This is a genomic window from Bogoriella caseilytica (genome assembly GCF_003752405.1).
Lineage (GTDB): Bacteria > Actinomycetota > Actinomycetes > Actinomycetales > Actinomycetaceae > Allobogoriella > Allobogoriella caseilytica.
In genome coordinates, this window is sequence record NZ_RKHK01000001.1 from 1 (window position 1) to 17,747 (window position 17,747).

At 70.0% G+C, this 17,747-nt stretch carries 15 protein-coding genes; all 15 read right to left on the minus strand.

What is annotated here, in order from left to right; translation table 11 throughout:
- A partial coding sequence (gene pyk / locus EDD31_RS00005; protein WP_123302358.1) for a pyruvate kinase occupies positions 1–1,065 on the minus strand: 1,065 nt, incomplete at its 3' end.
- An 82-nt stretch (positions 1,066–1,147) separates the two neighbouring features.
- Positions 1,148–2,629: a glutamate synthase subunit beta gene (locus EDD31_RS00010; protein ID WP_123302359.1), complete on the minus strand. Its 1,482-nt coding sequence runs from the start codon at positions 2,627–2,629 to the stop codon at positions 1,148–1,150.
- Positions 2,622–7,205 carry a glutamate synthase large subunit gene (gltB, locus tag EDD31_RS00015; protein WP_123304871.1) on the minus strand — a complete coding sequence of 1,528 codons (4,584 nt, stop codon included), beginning with the start codon at positions 7,203–7,205 and terminating at the stop codon, positions 2,622–2,624. Before gltB ends, EDD31_RS00010 begins: the two co-directional genes overlap by 8 nt.
- A gap of 97 nt (positions 7,206–7,302) precedes the next feature.
- Positions 7,303–8,301 (minus strand): prolipoprotein diacylglyceryl transferase, encoded by a 999-nt coding sequence (lgt, locus tag EDD31_RS00020; protein ID WP_123302360.1) that lies wholly within the window; start codon positions 8,299–8,301, stop codon positions 7,303–7,305.
- A complete protein-coding gene (trpA, locus tag EDD31_RS00025) occupies positions 8,298–9,122 on the minus strand; it encodes a tryptophan synthase subunit alpha (protein ID WP_123302361.1) in 825 nt (274 codons plus the stop codon). Before trpA ends, lgt begins: the two co-directional genes overlap by 4 nt.
- Complete coding sequence (trpB, locus tag EDD31_RS00030; protein WP_123302362.1) at positions 9,115–10,392, minus strand: tryptophan synthase subunit beta; 1,278 nt, start codon at positions 10,390–10,392, stop codon at positions 9,115–9,117. Before trpB ends, trpA begins: the two co-directional genes overlap by 8 nt.
- Positions 10,389–11,201, minus strand: a complete 813-nt coding sequence (gene trpC, locus EDD31_RS00035; protein ID WP_123304873.1) for an indole-3-glycerol phosphate synthase TrpC — start codon at positions 11,199–11,201, stop codon at positions 10,389–10,391. Before trpC ends, trpB begins: the two co-directional genes overlap by 4 nt.
- Positions 11,202–11,268: 67 nt before the next feature.
- Positions 11,269–11,565, minus strand: a complete 297-nt coding sequence (locus tag EDD31_RS00040) for an HGxxPAAW family protein (protein WP_123302363.1) — start codon at positions 11,563–11,565, stop codon at positions 11,269–11,271.
- Between the two features lie 71 nt (positions 11,566–11,636).
- Positions 11,637–12,290: a Trp biosynthesis-associated membrane protein gene (locus tag EDD31_RS00045; RefSeq protein WP_123302364.1), complete on the minus strand. Its 654-nt coding sequence runs from the start codon at positions 12,288–12,290 to the stop codon at positions 11,637–11,639.
- Positions 12,287–13,894, minus strand: coding sequence for an anthranilate synthase component I (locus tag EDD31_RS00050; protein WP_123302365.1), 1,608 nt, complete (start codon positions 13,892–13,894; stop codon positions 12,287–12,289). The genes EDD31_RS00045 and EDD31_RS00050 overlap by 4 nt, the downstream gene beginning before the upstream one ends.
- Positions 13,891–14,262 carry a phosphoribosyl-AMP cyclohydrolase gene (hisI, locus tag EDD31_RS00055; RefSeq protein ID WP_342767998.1) on the minus strand — a complete coding sequence of 124 codons (372 nt, stop codon included), beginning with the start codon at positions 14,260–14,262 and terminating at the stop codon, positions 13,891–13,893. The genes EDD31_RS00050 and hisI overlap by 4 nt, the downstream gene beginning before the upstream one ends.
- 107 nt (positions 14,263–14,369) lie before the next feature.
- A complete protein-coding gene (hisF, locus tag EDD31_RS00060; protein WP_123302367.1) occupies positions 14,370–15,140 on the minus strand; it encodes an imidazole glycerol phosphate synthase subunit HisF in 771 nt (256 codons plus the stop codon).
- A complete protein-coding gene (locus tag EDD31_RS00065) occupies positions 15,137–16,093 on the minus strand; it encodes an FKBP-type peptidyl-prolyl cis-trans isomerase (protein WP_123302368.1) in 957 nt (318 codons plus the stop codon). The genes hisF and EDD31_RS00065 overlap by 4 nt, the downstream gene beginning before the upstream one ends.
- Complete coding sequence (gene pafA / locus EDD31_RS00070; RefSeq protein WP_123302369.1) at positions 16,090–17,541, minus strand: Pup--protein ligase; 1,452 nt, start codon at positions 17,539–17,541, stop codon at positions 16,090–16,092. The genes EDD31_RS00065 and pafA overlap by 4 nt, the downstream gene beginning before the upstream one ends.
- Complete coding sequence (locus EDD31_RS00075) at positions 17,538–17,729, minus strand: ubiquitin-like protein Pup (protein ID WP_123302370.1); 192 nt, start codon at positions 17,727–17,729, stop codon at positions 17,538–17,540. Before EDD31_RS00075 ends, pafA begins: the two co-directional genes overlap by 4 nt.
- Between the last annotated feature and the right edge of the window lie 18 nt (positions 17,730–17,747).

Sequence of the window (17,747 nt, forward strand, 5' to 3'; positions counted from 1 at the left end):
GGTAATCACGCCACCGCGGGTGGCCGGGCTCGAGCCCAACGGCACGATGCGGTCGCCGCCGCGCTCCTCGGTGTTCTCCACGATCCGGCCCATGGTGCGCACGGTCTCGATCGGCCAGTCACCCACGGAGGTCTCGCCGGAGAGCATCACCGCGTCGGCGCCGTCGAGGACGGCGTTGGCGACATCGGAGACCTCGGCGCGAGTGGGGCGCGGGCTGGAGATCATCGACTCGAGCATCTGCGTGGCCACGATGACCGGCTTGGCGTTGCGGCGGCACAGCTCGATGGCGCGCTTCTGAACCAACGGCACCTCTTCGAGAGGCAGCTCGACGCCGAGGTCACCACGGGCGACCATGACGGCGTCGAAAGCAGCCACGACCTCAGCGAGGTTGTCGACGGCCTGGGGCTTTTCGACCTTGGCGATCACCGGGACCCGGCGGCCCACCTCGTCCATGATCTGGTGCACGGGCTCGATGTCGTTGGCCGAGCGCACGAAGGACAGCGCGATCAGGTCCGCGCCCAAGTTCAGCGCCCAGCGGAGATCGACCTCGTCCTTCTCGCTCATCGCGGGGACCGAGACGGCCACGCCGGGCAGGTTCAGGCCCTTGTGGTTCGAGACGGGGCCGGGCACCTCCACGCGGGTGACCACCCGCGGGCCATCGACCTCGATGACCCGCACCGCGACCTTGCCGTCGTCGATGAGGATGCGGTCGCCCACGTGGCAGTCGCCGGGCAGGCCCTGGTAGGTGGTCGAGACGAGCTCGGCGTCACCGGGGACGTCCTCGGTGGTGACGGTGAAGATGTCACCTTCGTTCAGCTCGTGCTGGCCGGCGGCGAAGTTGCCGAGGCGAATCTTCGGACCCTGCAGGTCCACCAACACGGCCACGTTGCGCCCGGAGGCCTTGGCCGCCTCGCGGACGTGCCGGTAGACCACCTCGTGTTCCTCGGCGCTGCCGTGTGAGCGGTTGATCCGGGCGACATCCATCCCCGCATCGACCAGCTCTTGGACCTTCTCGGCTGAGGCTGTCGCCGGTCCGATGGTGCAGACGATCTTCGCTCTACGCATAACTCCAAGCCTAAGTGTTCTCAAGGGGTGTTTTGGACAACGACGACACAAACTGGGTGAACGGTTGGTGACCTGTGACCAGTTACGCGCTGACCGGTGCCGTGGAGGGCAGGACCGGCACGGGCAGCTCACTGTCCTCACCACGAAGGTAGCGGTCCACGGATGCAGCCGCCGCCCGGCCTTCGGCGATGGCCCACACGATCAGCGACTGGCCGCGCCCGGCATCGCCGGCCACGTACACCCCGGGCACCGAGGTGGCGTAGTCGTCGTTGCGTGTGAGCCGGCCGCGGTCGTCGAGCTCGATACCGAGCTGCTCCACCAGTCCTCCGGCCGGCACTCCGGTAAAGCCCAGGGCAAGGAGTACCAGGTCAGCGGGCAGCACCCGCTCGGTGCCCTCGATGGGGGTGACGTTGCGGTCCTTGTCACGAATGACGTCGACCAGCCGGATCCCGGAGACGTTGCCGTCGTCATCGGCGAGGAACTCCACCGTGGAGGCGCCGAAGATACGCTCGCCGCCCTCCTCGTGGGAGGTGGAGACGCGGAAGATCCGCGGGTAGGTGGGCCACGGGTGGTCCGCGGGCCGCTCCTCGTCCGGGATGGGGTTGATGTCGATCTGGGTGACGGACCGGGCCTGCTGGCGCAGCGCGGTGCCGTAGCAGTCCGAGCCGGTGTCACCGCCGCCGATGACCACCACGTCCTTGCCGGTGGCCAGGATCTGGTCGGGAACCTCACGCCCGGCGACCACCCGGTTGTGCTGGGTGAGGTAGGGCATCGCGTGGTGCACGCCGCCGAAGTCTCGCCCCGGGGCGTCGAGGTCGCGGGGCACGGTCGATCCCATGGCGAGGACCACCGCGTCGTAGCGTTCGCGCAGCTCCTCGCCACTGATGGCCCCCTCCCCGGTACCGCCGACATCGACGCCGGGGCGGAATCGGGTGCCCTCGGCCTCCATCTGGGCCAGGCGGCGGTCCACGTGGGACTTCTCCATCTTGAAGTCCGGGATGCCGTAGGTGAGCAGTCCGCCGATGCGGTCATCGCGTTCGAAGACGGCCACGGTGTGACCGGCGCGGGTGAGCTGTTGGGCAGCGGCGAGGCCGGCCGGTCCCGACCCAATGACGGCGACGGTCTGACCGGTCAGGCGCTGCGGGATCTGCGGCTCGACCAGACCCTGGTCGAAGGCCTCGGCGATGATCGATTCCTCGATGTACTTGATCGTCACCGCAGGCTGGTTGATGCCGAGTACGCAGGCTGTCTCGCAGGGTGCCGGGCAGAGCTTCCCGGTGAACTCCGGGAAGTTGTTCGTGGCGTGCAACCGCTCGATGGCAGTGGCGAAGTCCTCGCGCCGGGTCAGTTCGTTCCACTCCGGGATGAGGTTGCCCAGCGGGCAGCCGGAGTGACAGAAGGGCACTCCGCAGTCCATGCAGCGCGTCGCCTGGCGCACCAGTGCCGGGGAGTCCTCCTGCCGGCGCTCGTACACCTCACGGTTGTCCAGGATGCGCACGGGCACCGGACGTGAGCGCAGGGTCTCGCGCTCGCGGTACTTCAGGAAGCCTTGGGGGTCAGCCACGGGATGCCTCCATGATCGTGTTCCACACTTCGGGTGAGGCCGGGTCGAGGCCGTCCTCGGCCGCCTTGACCAGGGCCGCAGAGACGGCGGCGTACTGGCGCGGGAGGACCTTGGTGATCCGGGCACTCAGAGCGGCCGGGTCGTTGAGTAAGCGTTCGGCCACCACGGAGCCGGTGGCCTCGACGTGACGCTGCAGCAGATCGGTGACAATGGAGACGTCCTCGGCATCGATCTCGGAGAGGATGAGTTCACCACCGGCCAGCGCGAGGGGGTTGATCTTGCCCCGGTCGAGGTCGAGCACGTAGGCGGTGCCGCCGGACATGCCCGCCCCGATGTTCCGCCCGGTGGGGCCGAGCACCAGCAGCGTTCCGCCGGTCATGTACTCCGCGGCATGGTCCCCCAGGCCTTCGACGACGGCGGTAGCCCCCGAGTTACGCACGCAGAAGCGCTCGCCCGCCTTTCCGCGCAGGAAGATCTCCCCGGACGTGGCGCCGTAGGCCACGACGTTGCCGGCGATGACGTTCTCCTCCGCCGCGAAGAGCGCCTCCTCGTGGGGGCGCACGATGACCCGTCCGCCGGAGAGCGACTTGCCCAGGTAGTCGTTCGTGTCCCCGGTCAGGCGCAGGGTGACTCCGGGCGGGAGCACCGCGCCGAAGGACTGGCCGCCGGTGCCGGTGAGGTGGATATCGATGGTGTTGGCCGGTAGCCCTTCGGCGCCGTAGCGCTTGGTCACCTCGTGGCCGAGCATCGTGCCCACCGTGCGGTGCACATTGCGCACCTCGGCCTCAATCCGCACCGGCTCACCGCGTTCCAGCGCCGGGGCGGCCTGGGCGATGAGCTCGTTGTCCAGTGCGGCCTCGAGCCCGTGATCCTGGGTGCGCACCTGCCGCAGCGCCGAACCTTCATGCGGCTCGACGGCGGTGAGCAGCGGGGCGAGGTCGAGCCCAGAGGCCTTCCAGTGGTCCACGGCCTCGGAGGCATCGAGCAGATCCACCAGACCGATGGCCTCGTCCAGAGAGCGCAGCCCCAGCGAGGCGAGGTACTCGCGCACCTCCTGGGCGACGAACTCGAAGAAGTTGACCACGTGGTCGGCCTGACCGGTGAAACGCGAGCGCAGCTCCGGGTTCTGCGTGGCCACACCCACCGGGCAGGTGTCGAGGTGGCACACCCGCATCATGATGCAGCCCTCGACCACCAGCGGGGCGGTGGAGAAGCCGTACTCCTCCGCGCCCAGCAGCGCGGCGATGATCACGTCGCGCCCGGTCTTCATCTGGCCATCGGTCTGGACCACGATCCGGTCGCGCAGATCGTTGTGCACCAGGGTCTGCTGGGTCTCGGCCAGGCCGATCTCCCAGGGGCCACCGGCGTGCTTGAGCGACGTGAGCGGGCTGGCTCCGGTGCCGCCGTCATGGCCGGAGATGAGCACGACGTCGGCACGCGCCTTGGACACACCGGCCGCCACGGTGCCCACCCCGATGGAGGAGACGAGCTTGACGTGGATACGCGCCGCCGGGTTGGCGTTCTTCAGATCGTGGATGAGCTGCTTGAGGTCCTCGATCGAATAAATGTCGTGGTGCGGCGGCGGGGAGATCAGGCCGACGCCCGGGGTGGAGTGCCGGGTCCGGGCCACCCAGGGGTAGACCTTGTGGGCCGGAAGCTGACCGCCCTCGCCCGGCTTGGCGCCCTGGGCGACCTTGATCTGGATGTCGTCGGAGTTGGTGAGGTAGTCCGCCGTGACGCCGAAGCGTCCCGAGGCCACCTGCTTGATCGCGGAGCGGCGCTCCGGGTCGCGCAGGCGCTCGGTGTCCTCACCGCCCTCACCGGTGTTGGACTTCGCACCGAGGCGGTTCATCGCGATCGCGAGGGTCTCGTGGGACTCGGCGGAGATGGAGCCATAGCTCATCGCGCCGGTGGAGAAGCGCTTGACGATCTCACTGACCGGTTCGACCTCATCGATCGGCACAGGGGACCGCTCGCCCGTCTTGAGCCGGAGCAGTCCGCGGATGGTCATCAGCCGGCGTGACTGGTCGTCCACGCCATGGGTGTACGCCTTGAAGATGTCGTACCGCCCGGTGCGGGTGGAGTGCTGCAGCCGGAAGATCGTCTCGGGATCAAACAGGTGCGGCTCGCCCTCGCGGCGCCACTGGTACTCCCCGCCCATGCGCAGCGTGCGGTGCGCCGGGGCGATGCCCGAGGGCGGGTAGGCGTTCGCGTGACGGGCCGCGACCTCCGCGGCGATGACGTTCAGGCCCACCCCACCCAGCGGAGAGGGGGTGCCGGTGAAGTACTCGCCGACGAGGTCCTCGGACAGGCCCACGGCCTCGAAGAGTTGCGCGCCGCGATAGGACATCACGGTGGAGACGCCCATCTTGGACATCACCTTCAGCACGCCCTTGCCGAGCGCCTTGATCAGGTTCTTCACCGCCTCGCCGGGGGTGACGCCGGAGACCTGCCCGGAACGCACCAGGTGCTCGGCGGACTCCATGGCCAGGTAGGGATTCACGCAGGCCGCGCCGTAGCCCACCAGCAGGGCCACGTGGTGCACCTCGCGCACGTCGCCGGCCTCGACCACGATCGAGGCCTTGGTGCGCGTATGCCGGCGCAGCGTGTGGTGATGGACGGCGGAGGTGAGCAGGAGAGAGGGAATCGGGGCGAGTTCGGCGGTGGACTCCCGGTCGGAGAGCACGATCACCGAGACGCCCGCGGCGATGGCGTTGTCCACCTCGTCGCAGATCTCGGCCAACCGGGCCTGCAGGGCCGCTCCCCCGCCGGAGACGAGATAGAGCCCTTCGATGGTGACGGCGGAGAAACCCTTGGCGTAGCGAGGAGTGCTGCCCAGGCGCTTGATCTTCGCGAGCTGGTCGTTGTCGACCACCGGGAAGGGCAGCTTGAGCTTCGCCGCGTGCGCGGGGGTCTCGGCCAGCATGTTCGGCTCGGGCCCGATCGCGGAGCCCAGCGAGGTCACCAGTTCCTCGCGGATGGCGTCCAGCGGCGGGTTGGTCACCTGCGCGAAGAGCTGGGAGAAGTAGTCGAAGAGCAGTCGAGGTCGCGCGGAGAGCACCGCGATGGGCGTGTCGGTGCCCATCGAACCGATGGCCTCGGCTCCGGTGGCCGCCATGGGCGCGAGCAGGATGCGCAGCTCCTCTTCGGTGTACCCGAAGGTCTGCTGCCGGCGGACCACCGACAGGCGCGAGTGGTCGACGTGCTCACGGTCGGGCAGATCCTCGAGGGTAACGGTGCCCTCCTCGATCCACTCGCGGTAGGGGTGGGCCTCGGCGAGGTCGCGCTTGATCTCCTCGTCCTCGACGATGCGCCCTTCGGCGGTGTCCACCAGGAACATCCGGCCTGGCTCCAGCCGGCCGCGGCGCACCACGCGCTCGGGCGGCAGATCCAGCACACCGGACTCGGAGGCCAGGACCACCAGGCCCTCGTCGGTCACCCAGTAGCGGCCCGGTCGCAAGCCGTTGCGGTCCAGCACGGCGCCGATCTGGGTGCCGTCGGTGAAGCACAGGGCGGCAGGGCCGTCCCAGGGCTCGATGATGGTGGCGGCGTACTCGTAGAAGGCACGAAGATCGGGGTCGAGCTGGTCGTTGTTCTCCCACGCTTCGGGCACCATCATCAGCATCGCGTGCGGCAGGGAGCGCCCGGCGAGGTGGAGCAGCTCGAGCACTTCGTCGAAGGTGGCGGAGTCCGAGGCACCGGGGGTGCACACCGGGAGCAGGTCGTCGACGTCGCCGAGCACCTCGGAGGCCAGCATGCCCTCGCGCGCGGTCATCCAGTTGCGGTTCCCGCGCACCGTGTTGATCTCACCGTTGTGGGCGAGCTGACGGAAGGGCTGGGCCAGCGGCCACGAGGGGAAGGTGTTGGTGGAGAAGCGCGCGTGCACCAGGGCGATCTCGCTGGCGAAGCGCTCGTCGGTGAGGTCGGGGAAGAAACGCTGCAGCTGCGGCGTGGTCAGCATGCCCTTGTAGACGATGGTGCGGCAGGACAGCGAGGAGATGTAGCAGCCGGTCGCGTGCTCGGCGCGCTTGCGCAGCCGGTAGGCCATCCGCTCCAGCACGATGCCGTGGACCTCGGCGTACTCGCCGGCCGGTGCCACGAAGAGCTGGGCGAAGGCGGGCATGGTCTCTCGCGCGGAGGGCCCGACATCCGAGGGATCGATGGGCACCTCGCGCCACCCCAGCACACGCAGGGACTCCTCGGCGGCCAGCGCCTCGATCTGCGCGATCACCGCAGGCTGTTCCTCGGTCTCGGCCGGTAGGAAGACCGTGCCGGCCGCGTAGTGCCCGAGTTCAGGCAGCTCGAAGTCGGTGACCGCTCGCAGGAAGGCATCAGGGATCTGGGTGAGGATGCCGGCGCCGTCACCGGTGTCTTCCTCGGCGCCAACGGCACCGCGGTGGTCGAGGTTCTCCAGGGCGGTCAGCCCGGCATCGACGATGTCGCGGCCCGGGGTGCCGCGCAAGGTGGCCACGAAGGCCACGCCACAGGCGTCGTGCTCGCGCTCGGGCGAGTACAGGCCACCTGAGATGGCATGCGCGGGCGTACGGAAGGCGGGAAATACTTCCGGCTGCTGCATGGATTCCATCCGCGTACTCCTCGATACGCAGCCATGGGTGACACGGCTCCGCATAGTCGTTATGGGCGGGGCGCCGTCGTCCCGTGTGGGCGCGATGTTACCCCTCGCTAGGGCCTGATCGAGACTCAGGCTCGCCATCCACTGTCTCACGGACAGCACCCCCGGTCTCACTCTTCGAGATTGGATTCGGTGCCGCCGTCGGCGTTTCGGGCTCGGTCTCCGGTGCCGAGTCCGGGTCGGCAACGCCCTGACCTGCCGCGTCGTCCTCTGCTTCCTCAAGGTCGAGCTGGCCCTGCTCCCGGCGCCGCCGCTCGCGCGCGCCGAGCAGAAAGTAGGCGATGAGCCCGGCAGTGAAGAGCAGGATCGAGGTCCAGACGTTCAGGCGCAGGCCCAGGACCATCTCGGCGTCGTCGATCCGCAGATACTCGATCCAGACCCGTCCCGCGGTGTAGAACACCACGTACAGGGCGAACAGCCGGCCGCCACCGATGCGGAAGCGGCGGTCGAGCAGGATGAGCAGTGCCGCGGCCGCGAGATTCCACAACAGTTCGTACAGGAACGTGGGGTGGAAGAGCACGCCCGGATAGGCATCGATCTGCAACCCCCACGGCACCTCGGTCTCGGCGCCGTAGAGCTCTTGGTTGACGTAGTTGCCCAGCCGGCCCACGGCCTGGGCGATGAGCAGTCCCGGCGCGGCGGCGTCGGCGAATCGTGTGAAGGACAGCCCGCGACTGCGCAGCATCCACCACGCGGCCAGGGCGCCGGCGGCCACGCCGCCCCAGATGCCCAGGCCGCCCTCCCAGATGTACAGCGCGCGAACCGGGTCACCGTTCTCGCCGAAGTACGCGGACGGTGAGGAGATCACGTGATAGATCCGGGCGCCCACGATGCCGATCGGGACCATGATGATGACCATGTCCCAGGTGGCGCCCTCAGGGCCGCCTCGGGCGGTATAGCGGCGGTCGGTGACCATGGCGCCGAGAATGACGCCCAGGATGATCGCGAGCGCGTAGAAGCGCACCGGCAAGGGCCCCAGGTCGAAGCCGGAGATCGGCGGGCTGGGGATGCCTGCGGAGAGGGCGGCCAGAGCGCTCATCGCGCCTCCCCCTCGGTGCCGCCGCTGTGGGCTCCGGCGGCGATCTCGGCGGCCAGGCTGTGCAACTCACGCAGACCCGCCTCGGTGTCCCCCGCGGCGCCGGCGAGGGCGCGGACGAAGGCCGAGCCGACGATCACGCCGTCGGCGTAGCCCGCGATCTCGGCGGCCTGCCCACCGGTGGACACGCCGAGTCCCACGCACACATGGTGCCTGTCGTCGGCTGCCCGGGTCCGGGCGACGAGCTCCTGGGCGGCCCCGTCCACGCTGGCACGAGCGCCCGTGACGCCCATGGTGGAGGCGGCATAGACGAAACCACGGCACGCCCGCGCGGTCATCGCCAGACGCTCGTCGGTCGAGGACGGCGCGACGAGGAAGACCCGGTCAAGGTCGTGCTCCTCGGCGGCGGAGATCCACTCGCCCGCCTCATCGGGAATCAGGTCAGGGGTGATCAGGCCGGCTCCCCCGGCCGCGGCGAGATCCCGGGCGAAGCGGTCGACGCCGTAGCGGTGCACAGGGTTGAAGTAGGTCATGACCAGCACTGCGGCACCGGTCTCGGCCACCTGCTCAACGGCCCGGAGTACGTCCGCGGTGCGGGTGCCGGTGTCCAGGGCCGTCTGCACGGCGTGCTGGATGACTTCGCCGTCCATGCCGGGATCGGAGTAGGGCAGGCCGAGTTCGATGACGTCGGCGCCGGCGTCCACGAGAGTGCGGGCCGCGCGTACTGAGGTCTCGACGTCGGGGAATCCCACGGGCAGATAGCCGACCAGCGCGGCGGTGCCGTCTCCGGCCCGCGCTTCGATGGCGGCGGCGGACCTAGACATCGGCGCCTTCTTCGCTCAGGTTCTCGGACTCGTGCTGCGGGAGCATGTCGAACCACTTGGCGGCGGTCTCCACGTCCTTGTCGCCCCGGCCGGAGAGATTGACCAGCAGGACCGGCTCGTGGCCCGAGGGGACGCCGGCGGCGCCGAGCTCGCGGCTGAGCCGCAGGGCGCCGGCCAGCGCGTGGGCGGACTCGATGGCCGGGATGATGCCCTCGGTGCGGCACAGGACGCGGAAGGCCTCCATGGCCTCGGCGTCGGTGACCGGCTGGTACTCGGCGCGACCGAGCTGGGACAGCCAGGAGTGCTCGGGCCCCACGCCGGGGTAGTCCAGCCCCGCGGAGATGGAGTGCGACTCACGGGTCTGACCGTCATCGTCCTGCAGCACGAAGGTACGCGCGCCGTGCAGCACGCCGGGATCGCCGCCGGTGATGGAGGAGGCGTGGCGCCCGGTCTCCACGCCGTCGCCGGCGGCCTCCAGGCCGATGAGGCGGACGTCGTCGTCGAGGAAGGCGTTGAAGATGCCGATCGCATTCGATCCGCCGCCCACGCAGGCGAGCACGGCATCGGGCAGGGCGCCGGTGAGGTCGAGCACCTGTGCGCGCGCCTCGTCACCGATGATGCGCTGCAGGTCGCGGACCATGGCGGGGAAGGGGTGCGGGCCGGCTGCGGTGCCGAACACGTAGTTGGTGGTCTCGACGTTGGTGACCCAGTCGCGGAAGGCCTCGTTGATGGCGTCCTTGAGGGTGCGGGAGCCGGTGGTGACCGGGATGACCTCGGTTCCGAGCAGCCGCATGCGGGCCACGTTCAGGGCCTGGCGCTGCACGTCCTCGGCGCCCATGTAGACCGTGCACTCCAGGCCGAGCAGCGCCGCGGCGGTGGCGGTGGCCACCCCGTGCTGGCCGGCACCGGTCTCGGCGATGACGCGCTTCTTGCCGATCTTGCGGGTCAGCAGAGCCTGGCCGAGCACGTTGTTGATCTTGTGCGAACCGGTGTGGTTGAGGTCTTCGCGCTTGAGCAGGATGCGGACGCCCTCGGCGCCGTGGGCGGCGAAGCGGGGGACCTCGGTGATCGGGCTGGGCCGGCCGGTATAGGTGCGGTGCAGCTGATCCATCTCGGCGAGGTAGTCCGGGTCGACGCGCAACTCCTCCCAGGCGGCGGTGAGGTCGTCCAGGGCGGCGATCAGCGCCTCGGGAACGAAACGCCCGCCGAAGTCGCCGAAGTAGGGCCCGGGAGTGGCCTCGAGCGGGCGGGCGGAGGGGGATGAGGTCACCGGCGGTCTCCTGTACGCAGTGAGGGGTGGCTGGCGGCGGAGACCATGTCGGAGATGGCCGCGCGGGGGTTGCCTCCGGTCACGAGCGCCTCACCGACCAACACCGCGTGGGCGCCCTGGCTGGCATAGTCCAGGGCATCGTGCGGGCCGCGGATGCCCGACTCCGCCACACGCACCACCGAATCGGGCAGGACCTTGACCACCTGGGAGAACACTCCGGGGTCGACGTCAAGAGTCTTGAGGTCGCGGGCATTCACGCCGACCACACGCGCGCCGGCGTCCAGGGCACGCAGCGCCTCGTCGCGGTCGTGGGCCTCGACCAGCGCGGTCATGCCGAGGGAGTGGATGCGCTCGACGAGGCTGGTCAGCACCTGCTGTTCCAGCGCGGCCACGATCAGCAGCACAAGATCCGCGCCGTGGGCGCGGGCCTCCCACACCTGATAGGGCGTGACGACGAAGTCCTTACGCAGAACCGGCACGTCCACGGTGGCGCGCACCGCGTCCAGGTCGGCCAGCGAGCCGGAGAAACGGCGCTGCTCGGTGAGCACCGAGATCGCAGCGGCACCACCGGCCTCGTACTCCGCGGCCAGCGCGGCAGGGTCGTCAATGGGCGCGAGGTGGCCCTTGGACGGGCTGGCTCGCTTGACCTCGGCGATGACGGTCAGCGCGCCGTCGCCGCCACGCAGCGCCGCCACGCCGTCGCGGGCGCTGGGCAGACGGGAAGCGCGTTCCTTGAGCTGGTCGAGCGAGGTCCGGGCCTGGCGTTCAGCGAGATCCTCCCGCACGCCGGCGATGATGTCATCGAGCACGGTCACGGCGTCAGTCCCCCTCATGGCCGGCCGGAGCCGGGCCTGGATCGGGTGTGATGGTCAGGTCTCAGCCGTCGTACCAGTCGCGCTTTTCCATGTCGGCAACCTTGGGCTGGCCGTATCCGGCCATCCGCATCCCCACGGAGAGAACGAGACCGAGCACGATCACGGCGGCACCGGCGATGAGCAGGCCCCAGGCGATCCCGGGCTCCACCACGCCAATGAGGGCGAGGCCGACTCCGGACAGCAGGAAGCCCAGGGTGACAGCCCAGACCAGGACCCAGGCGGCGACGGTTCGGCCGTGGTTGTGGGCAGGTGAAGCCGGCGGCAGCGTGTAGCTCTGCGGCTGCGGAAGCTGGGGCATGACTCTCCTCGTCGGCGTGCGGGGCAGCGATGCGATCCTACCTGCCGTAGGCGGTCGTTCCCGCCGCATGCTCAGCGCTGCTCGTCTGTCGGATCCTCACCGCGGGCCTGGGCATCCCAGTCGTCCATGGCGCGCGTACGGTGCTGCGCCTCGGCGTCGACGGCAGAGACTCCCTGGGCCGGCGCCCCCTCCTGCGCGCTGGCCTTCTTCGCGGCAGTGGCCCGTTCGAAGCGCCGGTCTGCCCGCGCCGGCCAGCGCCGCATCTGCCAGCCGATGACCCCGGCCAGCACGATCGCGAGTCCGCCGAGCACTGCAGTGACCGTGGGCCACGGGGTGGTCGCCGAGGCGCCGGCCACCTCGGGAACGCCGGACGCTTCGGCGGCCGCGCGGCGCAGGGCGGGGGCCGGGTCCCTCGTCACCGCGAGGGCTGTGGGGATCGTCGTGGCTCCGGCGGCCGCCAGAGCCAGGGCCCCGAGCACCGCACCCACTCGCCGGCCGATGGCGATCACCAGACCCGCAGCGCCAACGATCAGCGCCAGGCCGAGCGTCGCGGGAGCCGCCTCACTCCCGGAGACGGTCACCGGCTGCAGGCCGAGCACGCTCTCTGCCTCCCCGGTGGCCCAGGGCAGGGAGGCCACCACCAGCATCAGCGCGGCCAGGGCCAGGGTGGCCAGGGCAGCGCGCCCACGGGTGAATCGGGCCGGAGTGCGCGGCTCAGCGCTCACGAGTGCTCCGCGATGCCGCGCAGCCGCGCAGCCACCTGGATGGCGCGGACCGCCGCGGCGGCCTTGTTGCGCGATTCGGTGTACTCCGTGGCGGGGTCGGAATCGGCGACGAGACCGGCTCCGGCCTGGACGCTGGCCAGGCCACCGGTGATAACGGCGGTGCGGATCGCAATGGCCAGATCCGCCTCACCAGCGAAGTCGAAGTAGCCGACCACTCCCCCGTAGATGCCGCGCCGGGCCGGTTCCAGGGTGTCGATGATCTCGATGGCGCGCGGTTTGGGCGCACCGGAGAGCGTGCCGGCCGGGAAGGTCGCGGTGAGGGCGTCCAGCGCGGTGGACTCTTCACGCAGCTCGGCCTCCACGGTGGAGACCATGTGCATGATGTGGCTGTAGCGGTGAATGGCCTGGAAGTCGACCACCTCAATCGTTTCCGGCCGGCACACCTTCGTGAGGTCGTTGCGCACGAGGTCCACGAGCATGACGTGCTCGGCGATCTCCTTGGGGTCGGCGAGCAGCTCCTCGCCCAGGGCGCGGTCCTCGCCCGGTGTGGCTCCGCGCGGCCGCGATCCGGCCGCCGGGTACATGGTGAGCCGGCGATCGGCCACCCGGATGTGGGTCTCCGGGCTGGAGCCGACCACCACGAAGGTGTCCTCTCCGGGCACCTCCGCCTCCCCCATCTCGAGGCGGAGGTAGTACATGTACGGGCTGGGGTTGATGGTGCGCAGCACGCGGTAGACGTCCAGCGGCTCCGCGGGGCAGTCGATGTCCAGGCGCTGGGAGAGCACGATCTGGAAGGCCTCACCGTCGTAGATCGCCTGCTTGGCGGCGAGGACCGCTTGCTCGAAATCGGCGCGCTCAGTGCGGAAGCGCAGTTCCGGCTCGGTGCCGGGCGCGTCGTCCTCGAGCACGGCGGCGGCACTGGTGGCCGGGCGCGCCAGCATGGCCTCCATGCCGTCCAGGCGGGCCAGGGCATCGGCGTGGGCCTCATCCACGCGCTCGGCGCTGCCGTCCATGTTGAGGGCGTTGGCGATCAGCCAGACCGAGCCGTCGTGGTGGTCGACGGCCACCATGTCGCTGGCCAGGCACAGGGCGACGTCGGGGGTGGTGTGCTCGCTCGGCGCGAGAGCGCGCAGGTTGGGTTCCCACTCGCGCAGCACGTCCCAGCCCAGGGCGCCCACCAGGCCTCCAGTGAGTGGGGGCAGTCCGGGAATGGCGGGGGTGCCCAGAATGCTGAGCGTCTCCTTGAGGACCTCGAGGATCCGCCCCTGGGTGGGCACGCCGGCGGGGACGTCACCGCTCCAGTGCGCTTGCCCGTCACGGCCGATGAGAGTGGCGCGCGAGGCGACGCCGATGAAGGACCAGCGGGCCCAGGCACCGTCGTGCTCGGCGGACTCCAGGATGAAGGTGCCGGGCCGGTCCGCGCCGAGACGGCGGTACAGGCCCACCGGGGTGACGTCGTCCGCAAGGATGCGTCGCACCACCGGGATCACCCGGCGCTCGGCCGCGAGCTCGCGGAACTCCACCCGGTTGGGCCAGCTACGGCCCCAGGCGAGCTCGGGAGCCTCGATCTGCGCAGTGGACTCGGCGTGCTGTGTGGCGTTCATGCCTGCTCCTCCGGTGCGCTCGTGACCTGCAGCTGACCGCCGGCCTCGAAGCAGGTCGACGTCCCGGTGTGACAAGCCGGACCGACCTGGTCAACCTCGACCAACAGAGCGTCACCGTCGCAGTCGATGGCCACCGAGCGCACGTGCTGGACGTGACCGGAGGTGTCGCCCTTGCGCCACAGCTCCTGGCGGGAGCGCGACCAGTAGGTGGCCCGCCCGGTGGTCAGGGTGCGGTGCAGGGCCTCATCGTCCATCCAGCCGACCATGAGCACCTCTTTGGTCTCGTGGCTTTGCACGACGGCGCAGATGAGGCCATGTGCGTCGCGCTTGAGGCGGACAGCGATCTCGGGGGCCAGGGAAGAGCTCACGACCTCGGATTCTCCCACGCTTGGCCGGAGCGAGGGACAAGAGCCCAGCAGCCAGCGCAACCGGCGCTCAGCGCACCTCGAGGGGCCTCAGCGCACCTCGAGGGGCCTCAGCGCACCTCGAGGCCGGCCCCGCGCATGTGGTCCTTGACCGTGCCGATAGTCAGGGTGCCGAAGTGGAAGACGGACGCAGCCAGCACCGCATCAGCGCCATGGCGTGCCGCCTCGGTGAAGTGAGCCGCCTCGCCGGCACCGCCGGAGGCGATGAGCGGGACGTCGACGGCGCGGCGGACCTCATCCAGCATCACCAGGTCGAAGCCGGCCGTGGTGCCATCGGCGTCCATGGAGTTCAGCAGGATCTCGCCGGCGCCCAGGGCTGCCCCACGGGCCGCCCACTCCACGGCGTCGATCCCGGTGCCGCGGCGCCCGCCGTGCGTGGTCACCTCGTAGCCGGAATCGGTGCGCGTCTCACCGCTGACACGGCGAGCGTCCACGGAGAGCACGAGCACCTGACGACCGAAACGGTCGGCGATCTCCGAGATCAACTCCGGGCGGGCGATGGCGGCGGTGTTCACGCCCACCTTGTCGGCACCGGCCTGCAACAGGCGCGCCACGTCCGCGACGGCGCGCACCCCACCCCCCACGGTCAGCGGGACGAAGACCTCCTCGGCGGTGCGCGAGACCACCTCGTAGGTCGTCTCGCGTTCCTCGCTGGAGGCGGAGACATCGAGGAAGGTGAGCTCGTCGGCACCCTCGGCGTCGTAGCGGTGGGCGAGTTCCACCGGGTCGCCGGCATCGCGCAGGTCCTGGAAGTTCACACCCTTGACCACCCGGCCCCCGGAGACATCGAGGCAGGGAATCACCCTGGTGGCCACGCTCATGCTTCGTCCTCCTGCTCGGTGGCGTCATCGCTCTCATTGTCGCCGTCATCATCGGGCGCCGGCGGTGTGGTCACCACCTCATCGTTGCTGCCGCTGGCCGCCAGGATGTCCACCACGAAGGCGGCCGTCGCATTGCCGTCCCACTGCGCCGGCGGTATCACGATCAGCACCCGCGAGCCGACGGGCTGATCGAGGAGTTCCAGCTGGAGGCCTTCAGGAAGGTCGTCGATGGCCTGCTCACGAGGCACGCCATCGGCCCAGGTGGAGTCGATGACCTGGCCAGTCTCCCACTCCAGGCCCACGTAGTGGGCGATGACTCCCTGACCGGGCCGCAGCTGAGGCCCGGTGCCGCGAATGAGCTGAGCGGAGAACAACTCACCAGGTGGCTGATCGTCGGGCAGATCGATGCGCGGTACGCCGGACTCGTCGAGGCTCACGGTGGGCAGGCGGCCCGAGATCTCGTCGTCATCCGGCGGTGGCAGTTCCTCGCCGTGTGCCTCGGTGAAGCGGACGTCGATCACGACGACGAGCATGCCGGTGCCGTCGTCATCGTCCACGGGCTGCGTCACGAGTAGCCGGCTGCCCTCGGTGACGCCGTCGAGCGCGTCGAGGAGGCCCTCCCCCACGCCCTCGGCGGAGATCTCGTGGATCTCGGTGAGGGTGGGCGACTCGTCCCACATGATGTGGCCGGTGCGCCCGTCGAAGCCGGTGTAGCTGAGCAATGCCTGGTCGCCGGCGCTCAGCTCCCGCCCCTCCCCCTCGGTGAGGACCTCGATGGACTCCTCCTCGAGCGGCAGTGGAGCCTCAAAAGCCACCATGGGGACCCTGCCGAAGACCCCGGAGACCGCGATCTCGTCGATCGGCTCGGGCTCCTCCTCCGGACTGCAACTGCTCATCGTCGCGGCGAGCACCAGGGCCGCCAGCGCTGTCCCCCATCGGGCCGAGGCCGTCACGCCGGTTCCTCCACGGCCTCCAGCAGTGCCTCCACGCGCTCATCGACCGGCGAGAAGGGATCCTTCAGGGCCACGGTGCGGTGCGCGGAGTCGTTGAGCTTGAGGTGGACCCAGTCCACCGTGATGTCCCGGCGACGCGCCTGCGCCGCGGCCACGAAGCGCCCGCGCAGGGCGGCCCGAGTGGTGGCAGGTGGCTCGTTGGTCGCTGCCTCCACCTCGTCGTCGGTCGTGACCCGGGCCATCAGTCCACGGGCGGCGAGCGGGCGGGCCAGGCCGTGGCGGGCGGAGATGTCGTGATAGGCCAGGGAGAGGCGGGCCACGCGCGGGTCATCCCACGCGAGAGTGTGCTTGGCGCGGTAGCGCTCGATGAGGCGGTACTTGATCGCCCAGTCCAGCTCGGTGCTGACGGCGTCGTAGTCCTGCGTGCGCAGGGCCTCCAGGCCGCGCTCCCACAGATCCACCACGCGTTCCTGGGAGGAACTCAGAGTGAATCCGCTCTCGTCGATCCAGGCGCGCACCCGCTCGTGGATCTCGCTCTGGTACTCCAGGGCCGACACTCGGCGTCCATCGCTGAGCTCGACGGCGGTGGTGGCGGTCAGGTCGCGGGAGATCTCCCGGATCGCGCGCATGGGCTCGGCCAGGGCGAGGTCGCGCACGCTGCCGGAGCCGGCGGCGGGGTCCTCGATCATGCCGAGCAGCAGATCGGTCATCCCCACCTTGAGCATGGTCGTGGTCTCGGCCACGGAGGTGTCGCCGGCGATGACGTGCATACGTCGGTAGTGCTCGGCGTCCGCGTGCGGTTCGTCGCGGGTGTTGATCACCGGGCGGGAGCGGGTCGTGGCCGAGCTCATCGCGTCCCACATCTGGTCCGCGCGCTGGGAGAACGCATAGGTGGCTCCTCCGCCGGGACGCGGGCGGATATGCCCGGCGCCGGTGAGGATCTGCCGGGTCACGAAGTAGCCGACGAGAGCCTCGCCCACCGCCTGGAAGTCGCGGCGCCGGCGGATCAGGTAGTTCTCGTGGCAGCCGTAGGAGTTACCGGCCGAGTCGAGGTTGTTCTTGAACAGATGGATGGTGCCGGGCACCTCCTCCGCAGCGAGCAGGACGTTGGCGTCCTCGGTCATCCGGTCCAGGATCAGCTCGCCGGCACGGTCGTTGGCCACGAGCTGGCGGAGGTCGTCGCACTCGGCACTGGCGTACTCCGGATGGGAGCCGACATCGAGGTAGAGCCGGGCACCGTTGGGCAGGAAGACGTTCGAGGACCGCCCCCAGGCGACCACCTTGCGGAAGAGGTAGCGGGCGGCGTCATCAGCGGAGATCGCGGCGCCGGGGGCACCCGCGGGCAGCGCGCAGGTGATGCCGTACTCGGTCTCGATGCCGTAGATGCGGCGCGGCGTGGATCCGCCCGCCGCGTCCGTGCCCTCTGCGCCGTGACCGTCAGCGGTCACTGGCCGCCCTTCTGCACGAAGCCCTGCACAAAGCTCTCAGCGTCGGACTCCAGCACGCTGTCGATCTCATCGAGGAGGTCGTCGACCTGCTGGGCCTGCGCCTGGTTCTGCCCCTGGGTGGGCGGCACCTCGGGGCCGGGGAGCTCTGGTTCATCGTCGCGACGGGTGCTTCGGCGCTGCTGTTGCATGGACTCGATTCTACGTCG

Excerpts from the sequence above, each read along its gene's own strand:
- gltB (WP_123304871.1), bottom strand. The coding sequence starts at position 7,205 with ATGCAGCAGCCGGAAGTATTTCCCGCCTTCCGTACGCCCGCGCATGCC.
- lgt (WP_123302360.1), bottom strand. The coding sequence starts at position 8,301 with ATGAGCGCTCTGGCCGCCCTCTCCGCAGGCATCCCCAGCCCGCCGATC.
- trpA (WP_123302361.1), bottom strand. The coding sequence starts at position 9,122 with ATGTCTAGGTCCGCCGCCGCCATCGAAGCGCGGGCCGGAGACGGCACC.
- EDD31_RS00040 (WP_123302363.1), bottom strand. The coding sequence starts at position 11,565 with ATGCCCCAGCTTCCGCAGCCGCAGAGCTACACGCTGCCGCCGGCTTCA.
- EDD31_RS00050 (WP_123302365.1), bottom strand. The coding sequence starts at position 13,894 with ATGAACGCCACACAGCACGCCGAGTCCACTGCGCAGATCGAGGCTCCC.
- hisF (WP_123302367.1), bottom strand. The coding sequence starts at position 15,140 with ATGAGCGTGGCCACCAGGGTGATTCCCTGCCTCGATGTCTCCGGGGGC.
- EDD31_RS00075 (WP_123302370.1), bottom strand. The coding sequence starts at position 17,729 with ATGCAACAGCAGCGCCGAAGCACCCGTCGCGACGATGAACCAGAGCTC.